A 13,652-nucleotide genomic window follows, 5' to 3' on the forward strand; every position below is an offset into this window, starting at 1 on the left:
AAATGCCGTTCACTGTTGTTATCGGCGGTTTTTGCCGATCCTTAATTTTTTGAGCGTGTTTTCATGATTGAGCAACCCGCGGCCTGCCGCATCCACGTCGAGGCCCTGGCCCCGGCCTTCGAATCGCAAGCGCAAGCGTGGGCCGAGCGCCTCGGCCTGCCCCGGCAGGTGGACGACGGCGAGTTCGCCTTGCAGGTCGGCGAGCAAGGGCTGCAATTGCAGCAACTGGGCCCGGATGCGCCGGGCCCGGTGCGTGTCGACTTCGTCGAGGGTGGCGCGGCCCATCGCCGGTTGTACGGCGGCGGCAGCGGCCAGATGATCGCCAAGGCGGTCGGCATTGCCCAGGGTGTGCGTCCAAGGGTGCTGGATGCCACGGCCGGGTTGGGCAAGGACGCGTTCGTGCTGGCGAGCCTGGGTTGTGAAATGAGCCTGATCGAGCGCCAGCCGCTGATCGGTGCCTTGCTGGAGGATGGCCTGGCCCGTGGGGCGGAGGATTTCGACGTGGCGCCGATCGTCGCGCGGATGCGCCTGCTCAAGGGCAACTCCATCGAGGTGATGCGCCACTGGGAAGGCGAGCCGCCCCAGGTGATCTACCTGGACCCGATGTTCCCTCATCGGGAAAAAACCGCCCTGGTGAAGAAGGAAATGCGCCTGTTCCGTCCCCTGGTGGGCGATGACCCGGACGCGCCGGCGCTGCTGGCCGCGGCCTTGGCCCTGGCAACCCACCGGGTGGTGGTCAAGCGCCCGCGCAAGGCGCCGTGCATTGAGGGGCCTAAGCCGAGCCATGGGCTCGATGGCAAGTCCAGTCGGTACGATATCTATCCCAAGAAAGCGCTCAAGGCCTGAAACCGCGTCGGGCCCATCGCGAGCCTGCTCGCCATGGCGGTGGGTCAGTGGGTGCAGATGCTGAATGTTCCGACGTCTTCGCGGGCAAGCCCGCTACCACAGGTCATTCGGGTTGGGCGCAGGATTAACGTTCGGCACAAACCCATTGTGGGAGCGGGCTTGCCCGCGAAGGCGCTGGCTCAGCTTGCAAAGATGCTGGATGTACCGGCCCCTTCGCGGGCAAGCCCGCTACCACAGGTCATTCGGGTTGGGCGCAGGATTAACGTTCGGCACAAACCCATTGTGGGAGCGAGCTTGCTCGCGAAGAGGCCGGTACGGGCAATGAAAAGCTAAGGCCGGTAAGCCCGCACAAACAACCCCACCACCTCCCGCACATGGGCTTCGGCGGCTTCTGGCTCCAACGGCGCGCCGCAGCCATACAGCAGCCGGAAATTCGCCGCGCCTTTGATCAGGCAAAAGAAATGTTCCGCCGCGTTGCGCGGTTTATCGATGCTCAAGGCGCCGCTCTGGTTGACCTTGCTCAACAGGCGCTCCATCCCTGACAACATCCGCTGCGGACCGGCCTCGAAGAAAATCGTCGAGAGCTTCGGGTCCTGGCTGCCCAGCGCCATGATCACTCGGTGCAGGTTCACCGATTCCTCGCTGCTGACCAGTTGGTGAAAGCCGCGGGCGATGTTCAGCAATACTTCCTCGATCGCCACGCCTTCGGGCCATTCGAAGAACAGCGGCGGCACTTGCTCTTCGCACTTGGCGATCACCGCCGCGGAGAACAGCGTTTCCTTGTCGTTGAAGTGGCTGTAGACCGTCAGCTTGGAAACCCCGGCCTCGGTGGCCACGGTGTCCATGCTGGTATTGGCGTAGCCCATGTTCACGAACAGGCGTTTCGCGGCGTCGAGAATGGCCTGGCGCTTGGCCAGATCCTTGGGGCGACCGGGGCCGCTGGGAGATGCAAGATTGTTCGACATTTTTCCGCTTTAATACTGGACTGGTGAGTTTGCTATTAATAACATACTGGCCAGTATAATTATTCCAAGCACCATTCGCGAAAGGTCAGCCGCCATGTTCCGCTCTGCCTTGCCCCTCGCCATGCCAGTCTGCCTGGCTTTTTTATTGTCTGCGTGTGGTCATGACGAGCCGGCGCCCGTTGCCGTGCGCCCGGCCATGGTGGTCAAGCCAGAGCCTTCGGCCCAGGCCATGGAAAGCTATCCTGGTGAAGTGCGAGCGCGTTTCGAGCCCGACCTGGCCTTTCGCATTGGCGGCAAGGTGAGCCGACGGCTGGTCGAAGAGGGGCAGCGGGTCAAGGCCAACCAGCCACTGGCCGAGCTCGACCCCGAGGACGTACGCCTGCAACTGGAGGCCACCCGAGCCCAGGTGGCCGCTGCCGAGGCGAACCTGAACCTGGTGCGTGCCGAGCGTGACCGCTACAAGACGCTGATGGAGCGGCAGATGGTCAGCCGCTCCCAGTACGACAATGCCGAAAACCTCTATCGCTCCGGCGCCGCGCGGCTCAAGCAGATCAAGGCTGAGTTCGACGTGGCCAACAACCAGGCCAGCTATTCGGTGTTGCGTGCGCCCCAGGATGGCGTCGTCGCCCGGCGCGCGGTGGAAGTCGGGCAGGTGGTTTCGGCCGGACAGACGGTCTTCACCCTGGCCACCGACGGTGAGCGTGAAGTGCTGATCAGCCTGCCGGAACAGGGCTTCGGTCGCTTCAAGGTCGGCCAGCCGGTTTCGGTCGAGTTGTGGAGCCAGCCTGACCAGCGTTTCAGTGGCCGCATTCGCGAATTGTCGCCGGCCGCCGACCCCAGGTCCCGTACCTTCGCCGCTCGCGTGGCGTTCACCGCCGGCAGCGTTCCGGCCGAGTTGGGCCAAAGTGCCCGGGTGTTTATCCAGACGGCCGACAAGGTGTCGCTGGCGGTGCCTTTGTCGGCCCTGACGGCCGAGAACGGCGCGACCTACGTCTGGGTAGTCAACGCCAACAACACCCTGAAAAAAGTCCCGGTGCGGGTCGGCGCGTTCGGCGAGAAAACCGTCCCGGTGCTGGAAGGCCTGAGCCCGGATGACTGGGTGGTGGCGGCCGGCGTCCATGTGCTCCTCGACGGCCAGCAGGTGCGGCCGGTGGATCGCTCCAACCGCGTGGTCAACCTGGCGGCCAAGGAGTAATCCCCGATGGGTTTCAATCTTTCCGAATGGGCGCTGCGTAATCGCCAGATCGTACTGTTCCTGATGCTCCTGCTGGCCATCGTCGGTGCGCTTTCCTACACCAAGCTGGGCCAGAGCGAAGACCCGCCGTTCACGTTCAAGGCCATGGTGATTCGCACCCTCTGGCCGGGCGCGACGGCCGAGGAGGTTTCGCGCCAGGTCACCGAACGTATCGAGAAGAAGCTGATGGAGACCGGCGATTACGAGCGTATCGTCTCGTTCTCCCGGCCGGGCGAGTCCCAGGTCACCTTCATGGCGCGCGACTCCCTGCATTCGGCGCAGATCCCCGAGCTGTGGTACCAGATCCGCAAGAAAACCAGCGACATCCGCCATACCTTGCCGCCGGGCATCCAGGGACCGTTTTTCAACGATGAATTCGGCACCACCTTCGGCAACATTTACGCGTTGACCGGTGACGGTTTCGACTACGCCGTGCTCAAGGACTACGCCGATCGCATCCAGATCCAGCTGCAACGGGTCAAGGACGTGGGCAAGGTCGAGCTGCTCGGCTTGCAGGACGAGAAAATCTGGATCGAGCTGTCGAACGTCAAGCTGGCGACCCTCGGGCTGCCCTTGGCGGCGGTGCAGCAGGCCCTTGAGGAGCAGAACGCGGTATCGACCGCAGGCTTCTTCGAGACCGGCAGCGAGCGCTTGCAGTTGCGGGTGTCGGGCAATTTCCAGACGGTCGAAGAGATCCGCAACTTTCCGATCCGGGTGGCCGACCGTACCTTTCGCATCAGCGACCTGGCGGACGTGCGTCGTGGTTTCAATGACCCACCGGCGCCGCGCATGCGCTTCATGGGCGAAGATGCCATCGGCCTGGCCGTGGCGATGAAGGACGGTGGCGACATCCTGGTCCTGGGCAAGGCGCTGGAAGCCGAGTTCGCCCGGATCCAGAACAACCTGCCGGCCGGCATGCAACTGCGTAAGGTGTCGGACCAGCCCGCGGCGGTGAAGACGGGCGTCGGCGAGTTCGTCCAGGTGCTGGTGGAGGCCCTGGCGATCGTGTTGCTGGTGAGTTTCTTCTCCCTGGGACTGCGCACCGGGATGGTCGTGGCGCTGGCGATCCCGCTGGTGCTGGCGATGACCTTCGCCGCGATGTATTACCTGGGAATCGGCTTGCACAAGATCTCCCTTGGCGCGCTGGTGCTGGCACTGGGGCTGCTGGTGGACGACGCGATCATTGCGGTGGAAATGATGGCGATCAAGATGGAGCAGGGCTTCGACCGCATCAAGGCCGCCAGTTACGCCTGGACCAGCACCGCCTTCCCCATGCTCACCGGCACGCTGATCACGGCGGCGGGCTTCCTGCCGATCGCTACCGCGCAGTCGGGCACGGGTGAATACACCCGCTCGATTTTCCAGGTGGTGACCTTGGCATTGCTGGCGTCCTGGGTGGCCGCGGTGGTGTTCGTGCCGTATCTGGGGGAAAGACTCCTGCCGGACCTGGCGAAAATTCATGCCGCCAAACACGGCACCGCCGACGGCGAATTCGACCCTTACGGCACGCCGTTCTATCAACGCGTGCGGCGGCTGGTGGGCTGGTGCGTGCGTCGGCGCAAAACCGTCATCGCACTGACCGTGCTGCTGTTTATCGGCTCGGTGGTGTTGTTCCGTTTTGTGCCGCAGCAGTTCTTCCCGGCCTCCGGGCGGCTGGAGCTGATGGTCGATCTCAAGCTGGAGGAGGGCGCCTCCCTGAGCAACACCGCCGAGCAGGTCAAGCGCCTTGAAGCGCTGCTCAAGGACCACGCCGGCATCGACAACTACGTGGCCTACGTCGGTACCGGATCGCCGCGTTTCTACCTGCCGCTGGATCAGCAACTGCCCGCGTCCAGCTTTGCTCAGTTCGTGGTGCTGGCCAAGACCATCGAAGACCGCGAACCGCTGCGCAGTTGGCTGATCAGCACCCTGAACGAACAGTTCCCGGCCCTGCGTTCGCGGGTGACCCGCCTGGAAAACGGGCCGCCGGTGGGCTACCCGGTGCAGTTTCGCGTGACCGGTGAGCACATCGAGGAAGTCCGGGCCCTGGCGCGGAAAGTGGCGGCCAAGGTTCGGGAAAATCCCTACGTGGCCAACGTGCATCTGGATTGGGAAGAGCCGAGCAAGGTGGTGTACCTCAATATCGACCAGGACCGCGCCCGGGCCCTGGGCGTTAGCACGGCAAACCTGTCCAGCGCCCTGCGCAGTTCCCTGACTGGGTCGAGTGTCAGCCAGTACCGCGAAGACAACGAACTGATCGAGATCCTGCTGCGTGGCACGGTGCACGAGCGCACCGAACTGTCGCTGCTGCCAAGCCTGGCCGTGCCGACCGACAGTGGTCAGAGCGTGGCGTTGTCGCAGATCGCCACCCTGGAATACGGCTTCGAAGAAGGCGTGATCTGGCACCGTAATCGCCTGCCGAGCGTGACCGTGCGGGCAGACATCTACGGCAAGGAACAGCCGGCCACCCTGGTGCAGCAGATTTTCCCGACCCTGGAGCCGATCCGCGCCGAATTGCCGGACGGTTACCTGCTGGAAGTGGGCGGGACGGTGGAGGATTCGGCCCGTGGCCAGAAATCGGTGAATGCCGGTGTGCCGCTGTTCATCGTGGTGGTGCTGACGTTGCTGATGCTGCAACTGCGCAGTTTCTCGCGCACGGCGATGGTGTTCCTGACGGCGCCACTGGGGTTGATCGGCGTCACGCTGTTCCTGCTGGTGTTCCGTCAGCCGTTCGGCTTCGTGGCGATGCTGGGGACCATCGCGCTGTCGGGGATGATCATGCGTAACTCGGTGATCCTGGTGGACCAGATCGAGCAGGACATCAAGGCCGGGCTCGCACCCTGGCAGGCGATCATCGAAGCCACCGTGCGCCGCTTCCGCCCGATTGTGCTGACCGCGCTGGCGGCGGTGCTGGCGATGATCCCGCTGTCGCGCAGCCTGTTCTTCGGCCCGATGGCCGTGGCGATCATGGGCGGGTTGATCGTGGCGACGGCGTTGACGCTGTTGTTCCTGCCGGCGTTGTATGCGGCGTGGTTCAGGGTCAAGAAAGCCTGATCAGCAGATGCACACTGGCTCTGTGGCGAGGGAGCTTGCTCCCGCTGGGCTGCGCAGCGGCCCCAAGCTATTGCGGTTGCGGTGCAACCGAGCGGGAGCAAGCTCCCTCGCCACGGGTGATTTTGCGCTAAGTCTTAAAGCGCGCCGAACACCTTCTTCGCCAGGCTGGTCGCGGCGGCGGCCGGGTTCTGGCGAATAGTGGCTTCCTGCTTGGCGATCATCTCGAACAACCCGTCCAGCGCCTGCTCGGTCACGTAGTTCTCGATGTTGGCGCTTTTCGCATCCAGTACGCCGAGCGTCGCGGCCTGGCCGGCGAAGGCGTTGTATTTCTGGGCCAGGCCGACCTTGTCGGTGGCTTGCTTGACGATTGGCAGGAACTTGGCGCGGATTTGCTCGCGGCTGCTCTTGTTCAGGTACTGCGTGGCCGAGTCGTTACCGCCGCTCAGGATGCCCTTGGCGTCGTTCACGCTCATGTTCTTCACGGCATTGACCAGGATCGGCTGGGCCTGGACCACGGCGGCTTCGGCGGCCTGGTTCATGCTGGTTTCCAACTGATCGACCTGGTCACCCATGCCGAAGGCCTTCATCTTGCCGGCGACTTTGCCGAGCTTGCCCGGCAACTCGATCTTCACCTCGGGGTTGTTGTTGAAACCGCCGGGCTTGCCCAGTTGCTGGACCGCCACCTGCGCGCCTTGGGTCAGGGCGTCCTTGAGGCCGCCGGTGGCATCCTTTTGCGACAGGTCGCCCAGCGACAGGGCCATGGCATTGGCGCAGATCAGCAGGCCCGCGCACAGGCCGGTGAAACGGAGAGGGAAACGGAGCATGACGGCATCCTTGAAAAAGTGGAAAACGGAATCAGCGCGCAGGGTTGACGCGGATCTTCAACGGCTGCGGGTCTTTGCCATCCAGGTGTACGGCGTGCTGTTGGGTGGTGATGAACAGCAACTGGCCGTCTACTTCGATGCGGGCGCTCACGGCATAACGATGACCGGGCTTGACCTGGGCTGGATCATAACTGAGGTGGAACGGCAGCGGGACCTGGCCTTTGACCGGCCCGCTGTGTTCATCGAGCACCACCGCCGGGGCATCGGCCAGGGAGACGTCCTGCAGGCTCACGCTCAAGGTGGCGCTGGGGGGCAGGGCGATACGTTGCAAGTAGAAAACTTCGCCATCCAGGGACGCGGCGGATGGCGTGGGTGGGGTTGTGGCTTGGCACGCGGCCAGTAAAGCCATGGAGGCAAGCAAAACGAGTTTTTTCTTCATCGGGAGCACCTGGTGCGTCGACGCCCGCGACACGGCGGGCGCCGACGAACATTCAGCGAAGTGGCGTCCAGGCAAGCCCTTGTAGCGTCACGGTTCAGGAACCGAACGCGGGTGCCTGGACCGTTTCAGCCAGCGATGCTGGCGTCAGGTTCAGGGGGATGTCAACGTGCTGGTTGCTGCCATCCCAGGTGAACGTCTGTTCGGCATCGAGGAACAGGGCGGTCTCGCCCAGGTACATTTGGACCTTGACCGAGAGCGCTTCTCCCACAGGCGTTACCTTGGGGTCGATCAGGAAGCGATATTGCCAAGGTTGCCTGGCCGCTGGCACCTGCGATGCCACGTTGGAACCCTGGCCACCGCTGGCGCTGATCTGCTCACCGGCAGCGTTTCGCACACTGATTTCGGCGCGGCCGGCTTCCGGGAGTTGATAGCCATCGGGCAATTGCAGGGTCAATGTGATGATGTTCATGGTGAATTCCTTTTCAGTACGTCGTTATTGACGCGAGTCCATCCTAGAAGCCTGCTTCACGGTTTTCTGTAGGTTTTTTCTTCGTTTGATGTCGCCTCAGCCTCTCCAAGGTGTCGGAGACCGCTGTCGATTGCCCCGTCGACTCACCGCTGACGTCCCTGTTCACGGTGAGTGGGCCGAGCCTTGTCAACGGTCCGGACTGAGGGCGACCTCGGCTGCGTCTTCGCTGCGATGCAGCGCCACCTGGCGGATCGACAGGCGAATTTCCGCCGGCAGCACCCGCTTGGCCGCGCCCTCGGCCAGTTCTCCCAGCAGCGGGTGGTAACTCAGCTTGCCAGCCTCGTCACGGCGCAGCACCTCAAGGTCCAGCAGGGTCTGGATGAAGTGGCGGAACAGGCTCTTGTCGAAGAACTCCGGAGCGTTCAGGCCATGCAGGATCGACAGGCGCTGGGCCATGACCGTGCAAAGGTCTTCCAGTTCTTCGGCGCTGACGGTGTTCTGGCCGCTGTTGAGCAGCAGCGAGACGGTCATGTAGAAGCGTTGCAGGGTCTGGGCGATGCTTTTGGACAGCAGGGTCAGCAGCACGAAATGCCGCGAACTCGGGGCCGGACGCAGGTACAGGTCTTTTTCGAAACGCAGCAGGCCTTGCTCGACGAACGCTTCGAGCCATTGGTCGACCACGTCGTCCAGTTCCTCCAGCGACCAACGAATGAACAGCTCCGATTGCAGGTACGGGTACAGCGCGCGGGTGTAGCGCAGGATCTGCTCGCGGCTCATGCGCGAGGTGCTCTGGAAGAAGCTCGCCAGCAACGCTGGCAAGGCAAAGATGTGCAGCACGTTGTTGCGGTAGTAAGTCATCAGCACCGCGTTCTGTTCATCCAGGTACAGGATCTTGCCCAGGGCGTCGCTCTGTTCCGAGAGCAGGTCCATGCCCTTCACGTGCTCGATCAGCGCCCGTCCGTCGCCTTCGGGCAGGGTGGTGTGGGGCGAGTACGGGACTTTGCGCAGCAGCGCCAGGTACAGGTCGAGCACACGGGCCATGGCGCGGTCGTCCAGGGCCAGGCGGCTGGTGGACAACAGCGCCAGGGCGACGAGGTTGACCGGGTTGATGGCCGCCGCTTCGTTCAGGTGCCGGGCCACGCGCTCGCCGAGGCGGTGGGTGGTGGGGTTGAGCCAGGCCGGTTTGAACTGCGGCCCCAGTTCCTGCTCCCGCCAGCCGGGCTGTTCGCCGTCGAGGAATTCGGCCAGTTTGATCGGTTCGCCGAAGTTCACCGCCACTTGCCCGAAGCGTTGCTTGAGGGCGCCGATGACCTTGAAGATGTCGAAGATCGATTCTTTCTTCTTGCTGGCCCCGCGCAGTTCCCCCAGGTAGGTGCGACCTTCCAGGACCCGCTCGTAGCCGATGTAGACCGGCACGAAGACGATGGGCGTGCGCGACGAACGCAGGAAGCTGCGCAGGGTGATGGCAAGCATGCCGGTCTTGGGCTGCAACATGCGCCCGGTGCGCGAGCGTCCACCCTCGACGAAGTACTCCACCGGAAAGCCCTTGGTGAACAGGGTGTGCAGGTACTCGTTGAACACGGCGGTGTAGAGCGGGTTGCCCTTGAAGGTACGGCGCATGAAAAATGCCCCGCCCCGGCGCAGCAGGCCGCCGATGACCGGCATGTTGAGGTTGATGCCGGCCGCGATGTGCGGTGGGGTCAGGCCGTTGCGAAACAGCAGGTACGACAGCAGCAGGTAGTCGATGTGGCTGCGGTGGCAGGGCACGTAGATGACTTCGTGGCCGGGGGCGATGGCCTGTACGCCTTCGATGTTGTTGACCTTGATGCCGTCGTAGATCTTGTTCCAGAACCAGCTCAGGACCACTTCCAGGAAACGGATCGCGGTGTAGGTGTAGTCCGAGGCGATTTCGTTGCCATAGCGCAGGGCCTGGGCCTTGGCTTTCTCCGCCGAGATCTTTTCCCGCTCGGCCTCGTCGGCAATCGCCTGCTTGACCAGCGGCTGGTTCAACAGGCCCTTGACCAGGTTGCGCCGGTGGGAAATGTCCGGGCCGATGACCGCCGTCTTCAGGTTGCGCAAATGCACCCGCAGCACCCGTTGGGCCATGCGCACGGTGCGTTCGTGGCCTTTGTCGTGTTCGATCAGTTCGCGCAGGTGGATCGGTGGCGAGAACTGCACGCGGGTCTTGCGCCCCAGGATCATGATGCTCAGCAAGCGCCGCAGGCGCCCGGTGACTGCCCAGCTGTCGGCGAACAGCAGCTTCCATGGGCTGGATTCACTGTCGGGCGATTGGCCCCAGAACACGCTGACCGGGATGATCTGGGCGTCTTCGGCGGCGTTGTGGGTCAGGGCGTCGACCAGCCGCGTCAGGGTCGGTGGCGCGCCGCGCTTGTCCTGGCGGCCAAGCCAGTCCGGGGCGGGCGTGAGGTAGAAGAACGCCGCCGGCTCCAGCAGGTTGCCCACCGACACCGGCAGCACCGGGCGGGGCAGGCCGGCCTTGGTGCACTCGGTGTCGAGCACCGCCAGGTCGGTCAGCGAAGGGTCTTGCAAAACGTAGAACACCGGACGGCTGCGGTCGAGGTTGAGGGTGAAGGACGACTGGTTGATGGTCTCGGAGCGAACCCAGAGGTACAGCAGTCGGCGCAGGGTGCCAAACACTAGACGGCGGAACGGGGAGCGGGTCATACGGCTTCTGCATGAGTGGATGGGGTTGAGCGGCAGGTAGTGTGCCGGATTCGCCGAAAATCGGCAAAAAAGCACCGAAGTAAAGTCAGTTGAGAGTTTTTCCCGGTGTCATATACTCGCCGGGCTACTGCCCCCGACGTTCACGTGGACGGCCAGGCGGCGGTGAGAGTCCACAGGCTTTGTCTTCCTGCCACCAGGCGGGACAAGCCGACTTAACAATAAGAAATGGGAGTGAGCATCATGGCTGCACGCGAGACCGGCAGTGTGAAGTGGTTCAACGACGCCAAAGGCTACGGCTTCATCCAACGCGAAGGTGGGGCCGATGTGTTCGTGCACTACCGCGCGATCCGCGGTGAAGGCCACCGTTCACTGACCGAAGGCCAGCAGGTCGAATACGCGGTCGTGGAAGGACAGAAGGGCTTGCAGGCCGAGGATGTGGTGGGGTTGTAAGCCATTCTTTTTCAGCCACCGCCAATCCCCTGTGGGAGCGGGCTTGCCCGCGAATGCATCAGTCCAGCCGGCATGGATGTCGACTGACGCACCGCTTTCGCGAGCAAGCTCGCTCCCACATTTGGAACTGTGGTGTGCCTGGAGCCGAGTCAGGCCGTCTTCCAGGTAATCTCCTCTTCCCCATCGGCACTGATGCGGATCCAGCGATCGGCCGATTCCTCGCCTTCTTCTTCCACCCACGAGCCGGGTGCGCAACGCACTTCGACATCCAGTGCGGCGTAGGCGGCGCGGGCGCAAGCGATGTCGTCTTCCCACGGGGTCCGGTCGCTTTCCAGGTACAGGCTGTTCCATTTGCCGACGGCCTTGGGCAGCCAGGTCACCGGGACGTCGCCGGCCTTGCACTTGTAGGTCTGGCCTTTCTGGACCCATTCGCTGCACGGGCCCAGGGCCTGGCCGAGCCAGTGGGCGATGGCCTTGTGGTCGACGTCGGCGTCCTTGAGGTAAATCTCGATATCGGGTTGGCGCATGGATGTCCTCACTGCGGTCTTGAAAAATCCATTCGCGGATTTAACGGGCCCCGTACGGGTGTCCGGGGTCGATCATAAGGGTTATTGAAGAACGAAATAATCGTAGCGCATCGACACCGTGACCTCGAACGGTTCAGCCTGCTCGATCACGCTGGCCCGGCGTTCGGCACTGGCGCGCCAGCCGTGGGGCGTCATCGCCAGCAGGTTGGCGCGGTCATGGCCGCTTTCGAGCACAAGCGTGAACTCCAGGGTTTCGCTGTGCTCCAGCGCCATCCCCGAAGGCACCAGGGCCAGGTGCTTGTCGTCGGTGTATTCGCGCACTTCGTCGTACAGGCGTTCACGCAATTGCATCAGGTGACCGCGGGTCGGGCCGACTTTTATCAAGCCGCCGCCGGGGCTGAGCAGGCGCTTGGCTTCCTGCCAGTCCAGTGGGCTGAACACGCTCGCCAGGAACTGGCAGCAGCCGTCCGCCAGCGGCACCCGGGCCATGCTGGCGATCAACCAGGTCAGTTGCGGGCTGCGTTTGCAGGCGCGTTTGACTGCCTCGCGGGAAATGTCCAAGGCATAGCCATCGGCGTCGGGCAGTGCGTCGGCGATCTGCGCGGTGTAGTAGCCCTCGCCACAGCCGATGTCCAGCCAGCGCCCCGGCGCGCGCTCAGCCGCCAGTTCGGCCAGGCGCCGGGCGACGGGGGCGTAGTGCCCGGCGTTGAGAAAGTCGCGACGGGCTTCGACCATGGCCTGGTTGTCCCCGGGGTCGCGGCTGTTCTTGTGCTGCACTGGCAACAGGTTCAGGTAGCCCTGGCGCGCGCGGTCGAACCGATGGCCGGCCGGGCAGGCCACGCCGTTGTCCACCGCGTTCAGCGGTTCACTGCAGATCGGGCAGGCGAGCATCAGGCGAGCAACTTGATCAGCGTCTGGTAGTAGATCTCGGTCAGTACGTCGAGATCGGCTGCCAGTACCCGTTCGTTGACCTGGTGGATGGTCGCGTTGACCGGGCCCAGTTCCACCACTTGCGTGCCCATGGTCGCGATGAAGCGGCCGTCGGAGGTGCCGCCGCTGGTGGACGCCTGGGTCTCGCGGCCGGTGACGTCCTTGATGCTCGACGACACGGCGTCCAGCAGCGCACCCGGTTCGGTGAGGAACGGCAGCCCGGACAGGGCCCAGTCGATGTGCCAGTCCAGCTGGTGCTTGTCGAGGATATCGGCGACGCGCTGTTGCAGGCCTTCGACGGTGGATTCGGTGGAGAAGCGGAAGTTGAACACCGCCACCAGGTCACCCGGGATCACGTTGGTCGCGCCGGTGCCGGCGTTGAGGTTGGAGATCTGGAAGCTGGTGGGCGGGAAGAAATCGTTGCCGTGGTCCCAATGTTCGGCGGCCAGCTCCGCCAAGGCTGGCGCGGCGAGGTGGATGGGGTTCCTCGCCAGGTGCGGGTAGGCCACGTGGCCTTGCTTGCCGCGCACGGTCAGTGTCGCGCCAAGGGAGCCGCGGCGGCCGTTCTTGACCACGTCACCCACCAGGGTGGTGCTCGACGGCTCGCCGACGATGCACCAGTCCAGGCGCTCCTGCCGAGCCTTGAGGCGCTCGACCACAGCTTTGGTGCCGTGGTGCGCCGGGCCTTCTTCGTCGCTGGTGATCAGGAAGGTCACCGAACCCTTGTGGTCCGGGTAGTCGTCGACGAACCGCTCGGCCGCCACCACCATCGCTGCGAGGCTGCCTTTCATGTCGGCGGCGCCACGGCCGCAGAGCATGCCCTGTTCATCGATCACCGCATCGAACGGGTCGAGCTGCCAGGCCTGCACCGGGCCGGTCGGCACCACGTCGGTATGGCCGGCGAAGCACAGCACCGGGCCGGCGTGCTTGCCATGGCTGGCCCAGAAGTTATCCACATCCTCGATGCGCATCGGCTCGAGCGCAAAGCCCGCGTTGCCCAGGCGCTGCATCATCAGTTTCTGGCAGTCGGCGTCCACCGGTGTCACGGACGGACGGCGGATCAGGTCGCAGGCGAGTTGCAAGGTCGGCGAGAGGTCGGCGTGGGCCGTCATGAAAAACTCCGGGAACAGGGAATAGAGACATGGACCCATGTGGGAGCGGGCTTGCTCGCGAATGCGGTGTATCAGTCACACATGTATTGCCTGATACACCGCATTCGCGAGCAAGCCCGCTCCCACAGGATCTGAGAT

Annotated in this window: 12 protein-coding genes; 4 read left to right on the forward strand and 8 right to left on the reverse strand. The window is 63.8% G+C overall.

The window, feature by feature from the left end:
* The first annotated feature begins 63 nt into the window (after positions 1-63).
* Positions 64-846: a class I SAM-dependent methyltransferase gene (locus AD664_RS16235; protein ID WP_053147847.1), complete on the forward strand. Its 783-nt coding sequence runs from the start codon at positions 64-66 to the stop codon at positions 844-846.
* A 329-nt stretch (positions 847-1,175) separates the two neighbouring features.
* On the opposite strand, the gene AD664_RS16240 is transcribed toward AD664_RS16235, so the two are convergent.
* Positions 1,176-1,811, reverse strand: coding sequence for a TetR/AcrR family transcriptional regulator (locus tag AD664_RS16240; protein ID WP_042732285.1), 636 nt, complete (start codon positions 1,809-1,811; stop codon positions 1,176-1,178).
* A 94-nt stretch (positions 1,812-1,905) separates the two neighbouring features.
* Between AD664_RS16240 and AD664_RS16245 the strand changes: the two genes are divergently transcribed.
* Together AD664_RS16245 and AD664_RS16250 are read left to right on the forward strand one after the other, a co-directional pair.
* Positions 1,906-3,006 carry an efflux RND transporter periplasmic adaptor subunit gene (locus tag AD664_RS16245; RefSeq protein ID WP_047736722.1) on the forward strand — a complete coding sequence of 367 codons (1,101 nt, stop codon included), beginning with the start codon at positions 1,906-1,908 and terminating at the stop codon, positions 3,004-3,006.
* Between the two features lie 6 nt (positions 3,007-3,012).
* Complete coding sequence (locus tag AD664_RS16250) at positions 3,013-6,078, forward strand: efflux RND transporter permease subunit (protein WP_053147849.1); 3,066 nt, start codon at positions 3,013-3,015, stop codon at positions 6,076-6,078.
* A gap of 134 nt (positions 6,079-6,212) precedes the next feature.
* On the opposite strand, the gene AD664_RS16255 is transcribed toward AD664_RS16250, so the two are convergent.
* The 4 genes from AD664_RS16255 to plsB form a co-directional block, all read right to left on the reverse strand.
* A complete protein-coding gene (locus AD664_RS16255) occupies positions 6,213-6,902 on the reverse strand; it encodes a DUF4197 domain-containing protein (RefSeq protein ID WP_042731560.1) in 690 nt (229 codons plus the stop codon).
* Between the two features lie 31 nt (positions 6,903-6,933).
* Positions 6,934-7,341, reverse strand: a complete 408-nt coding sequence (locus tag AD664_RS16260; RefSeq protein WP_053147850.1) for a YbaY family lipoprotein — start codon at positions 7,339-7,341, stop codon at positions 6,934-6,936.
* Positions 7,342-7,435: 94 nt separating this feature from the next.
* Positions 7,436-7,810 carry a hypothetical protein gene (locus AD664_RS16265; protein ID WP_053147852.1) on the reverse strand — a complete coding sequence of 125 codons (375 nt, stop codon included), beginning with the start codon at positions 7,808-7,810 and terminating at the stop codon, positions 7,436-7,438.
* Between the two features lie 186 nt (positions 7,811-7,996).
* Positions 7,997-10,495 (reverse strand): glycerol-3-phosphate 1-O-acyltransferase PlsB, encoded by a 2,499-nt coding sequence (gene plsB, locus AD664_RS16270; protein WP_053147854.1) that lies wholly within the window; start codon positions 10,493-10,495, stop codon positions 7,997-7,999.
* Positions 10,496-10,735: 240 nt separating this feature from the next.
* On the opposite strand from plsB, the gene AD664_RS16275 reads away from it, so the two are divergent.
* A complete protein-coding gene (locus AD664_RS16275; protein ID WP_003198198.1) occupies positions 10,736-10,945 on the forward strand; it encodes a cold shock domain-containing protein in 210 nt (69 codons plus the stop codon).
* A 149-nt stretch (positions 10,946-11,094) separates the two neighbouring features.
* Here the strand turns inward: AD664_RS16275 and AD664_RS16280 are convergent, their stop codons facing one another.
* The 3 genes from AD664_RS16280 to dapE all read right to left on the reverse strand — a co-directional run bounded on the left by AD664_RS16280 (position 11,095) and on the right by dapE (position 13,514).
* Positions 11,095-11,472 carry a hypothetical protein gene (locus AD664_RS16280; RefSeq protein ID WP_053147856.1) on the reverse strand — a complete coding sequence of 126 codons (378 nt, stop codon included), beginning with the start codon at positions 11,470-11,472 and terminating at the stop codon, positions 11,095-11,097.
* 81 nt (positions 11,473-11,553) lie between these two features.
* The gene (locus AD664_RS16285; protein ID WP_053147858.1) at positions 11,554-12,363 is read right to left on the reverse strand and encodes a putative RNA methyltransferase; all 810 of its coding nucleotides are present in this window, start codon (positions 12,361-12,363) and stop codon (positions 11,554-11,556) included.
* Positions 12,363-13,514: a succinyl-diaminopimelate desuccinylase gene (gene dapE, locus AD664_RS16290; protein WP_053147860.1), complete on the reverse strand. Its 1,152-nt coding sequence runs from the start codon at positions 13,512-13,514 to the stop codon at positions 12,363-12,365. The genes AD664_RS16285 and dapE overlap by 1 nt, the downstream gene beginning before the upstream one ends.
* Between the last annotated feature and the right edge of the window lie 138 nt (positions 13,515-13,652).

This window comes from Pseudomonas sp. P97.38 (assembly GCF_001269745.1).
Taxonomy (GTDB): Bacteria; Pseudomonadota; Gammaproteobacteria; order Pseudomonadales; family Pseudomonadaceae; genus Aquipseudomonas; species Aquipseudomonas chlororaphis_E.

What these genes read in the sequence shown, in the direction of transcription:
- AD664_RS16240 (WP_042732285.1), bottom strand. Translation starts at nt 1,811, where the DNA reads ATGTCGAACAATCTTGCATCTCCCAGCGGCCCCGGTCGCCCCAAGGAT.
- dapE (WP_053147860.1), bottom strand. Translation starts at nt 13,514, where the DNA reads ATGACGGCCCACGCCGACCTCTCGCCGACCTTGCAACTCGCCTGCGAC.
- AD664_RS16265 (WP_053147852.1), bottom strand. Translation starts at nt 7,810, where the DNA reads ATGAACATCATCACATTGACCCTGCAATTGCCCGATGGCTATCAACTC.
- AD664_RS16245 (WP_047736722.1), top strand. Translation starts at nt 1,906, where the DNA reads ATGTTCCGCTCTGCCTTGCCCCTCGCCATGCCAGTCTGCCTGGCTTTT.
- plsB (WP_053147854.1), bottom strand. Translation starts at nt 10,495, where the DNA reads ATGACCCGCTCCCCGTTCCGCCGTCTAGTGTTTGGCACCCTGCGCCGA.
- AD664_RS16255 (WP_042731560.1), bottom strand. Translation starts at nt 6,902, where the DNA reads ATGCTCCGTTTCCCTCTCCGTTTCACCGGCCTGTGCGCGGGCCTGCTG.
- AD664_RS16280 (WP_053147856.1), bottom strand. Translation starts at nt 11,472, where the DNA reads ATGCGCCAACCCGATATCGAGATTTACCTCAAGGACGCCGACGTCGAC.
- AD664_RS16275 (WP_003198198.1), top strand. Translation starts at nt 10,736, where the DNA reads ATGGCTGCACGCGAGACCGGCAGTGTGAAGTGGTTCAACGACGCCAAA.
- AD664_RS16285 (WP_053147858.1), bottom strand. Translation starts at nt 12,363, where the DNA reads ATGCTCGCCTGCCCGATCTGCAGTGAACCGCTGAACGCGGTGGACAAC.
- AD664_RS16235 (WP_053147847.1), top strand. Translation starts at nt 64, where the DNA reads ATGATTGAGCAACCCGCGGCCTGCCGCATCCACGTCGAGGCCCTGGCC.
- AD664_RS16250 (WP_053147849.1), top strand. Translation starts at nt 3,013, where the DNA reads ATGGGTTTCAATCTTTCCGAATGGGCGCTGCGTAATCGCCAGATCGTA.
- AD664_RS16260 (WP_053147850.1), bottom strand. Translation starts at nt 7,341, where the DNA reads ATGAAGAAAAAACTCGTTTTGCTTGCCTCCATGGCTTTACTGGCCGCG.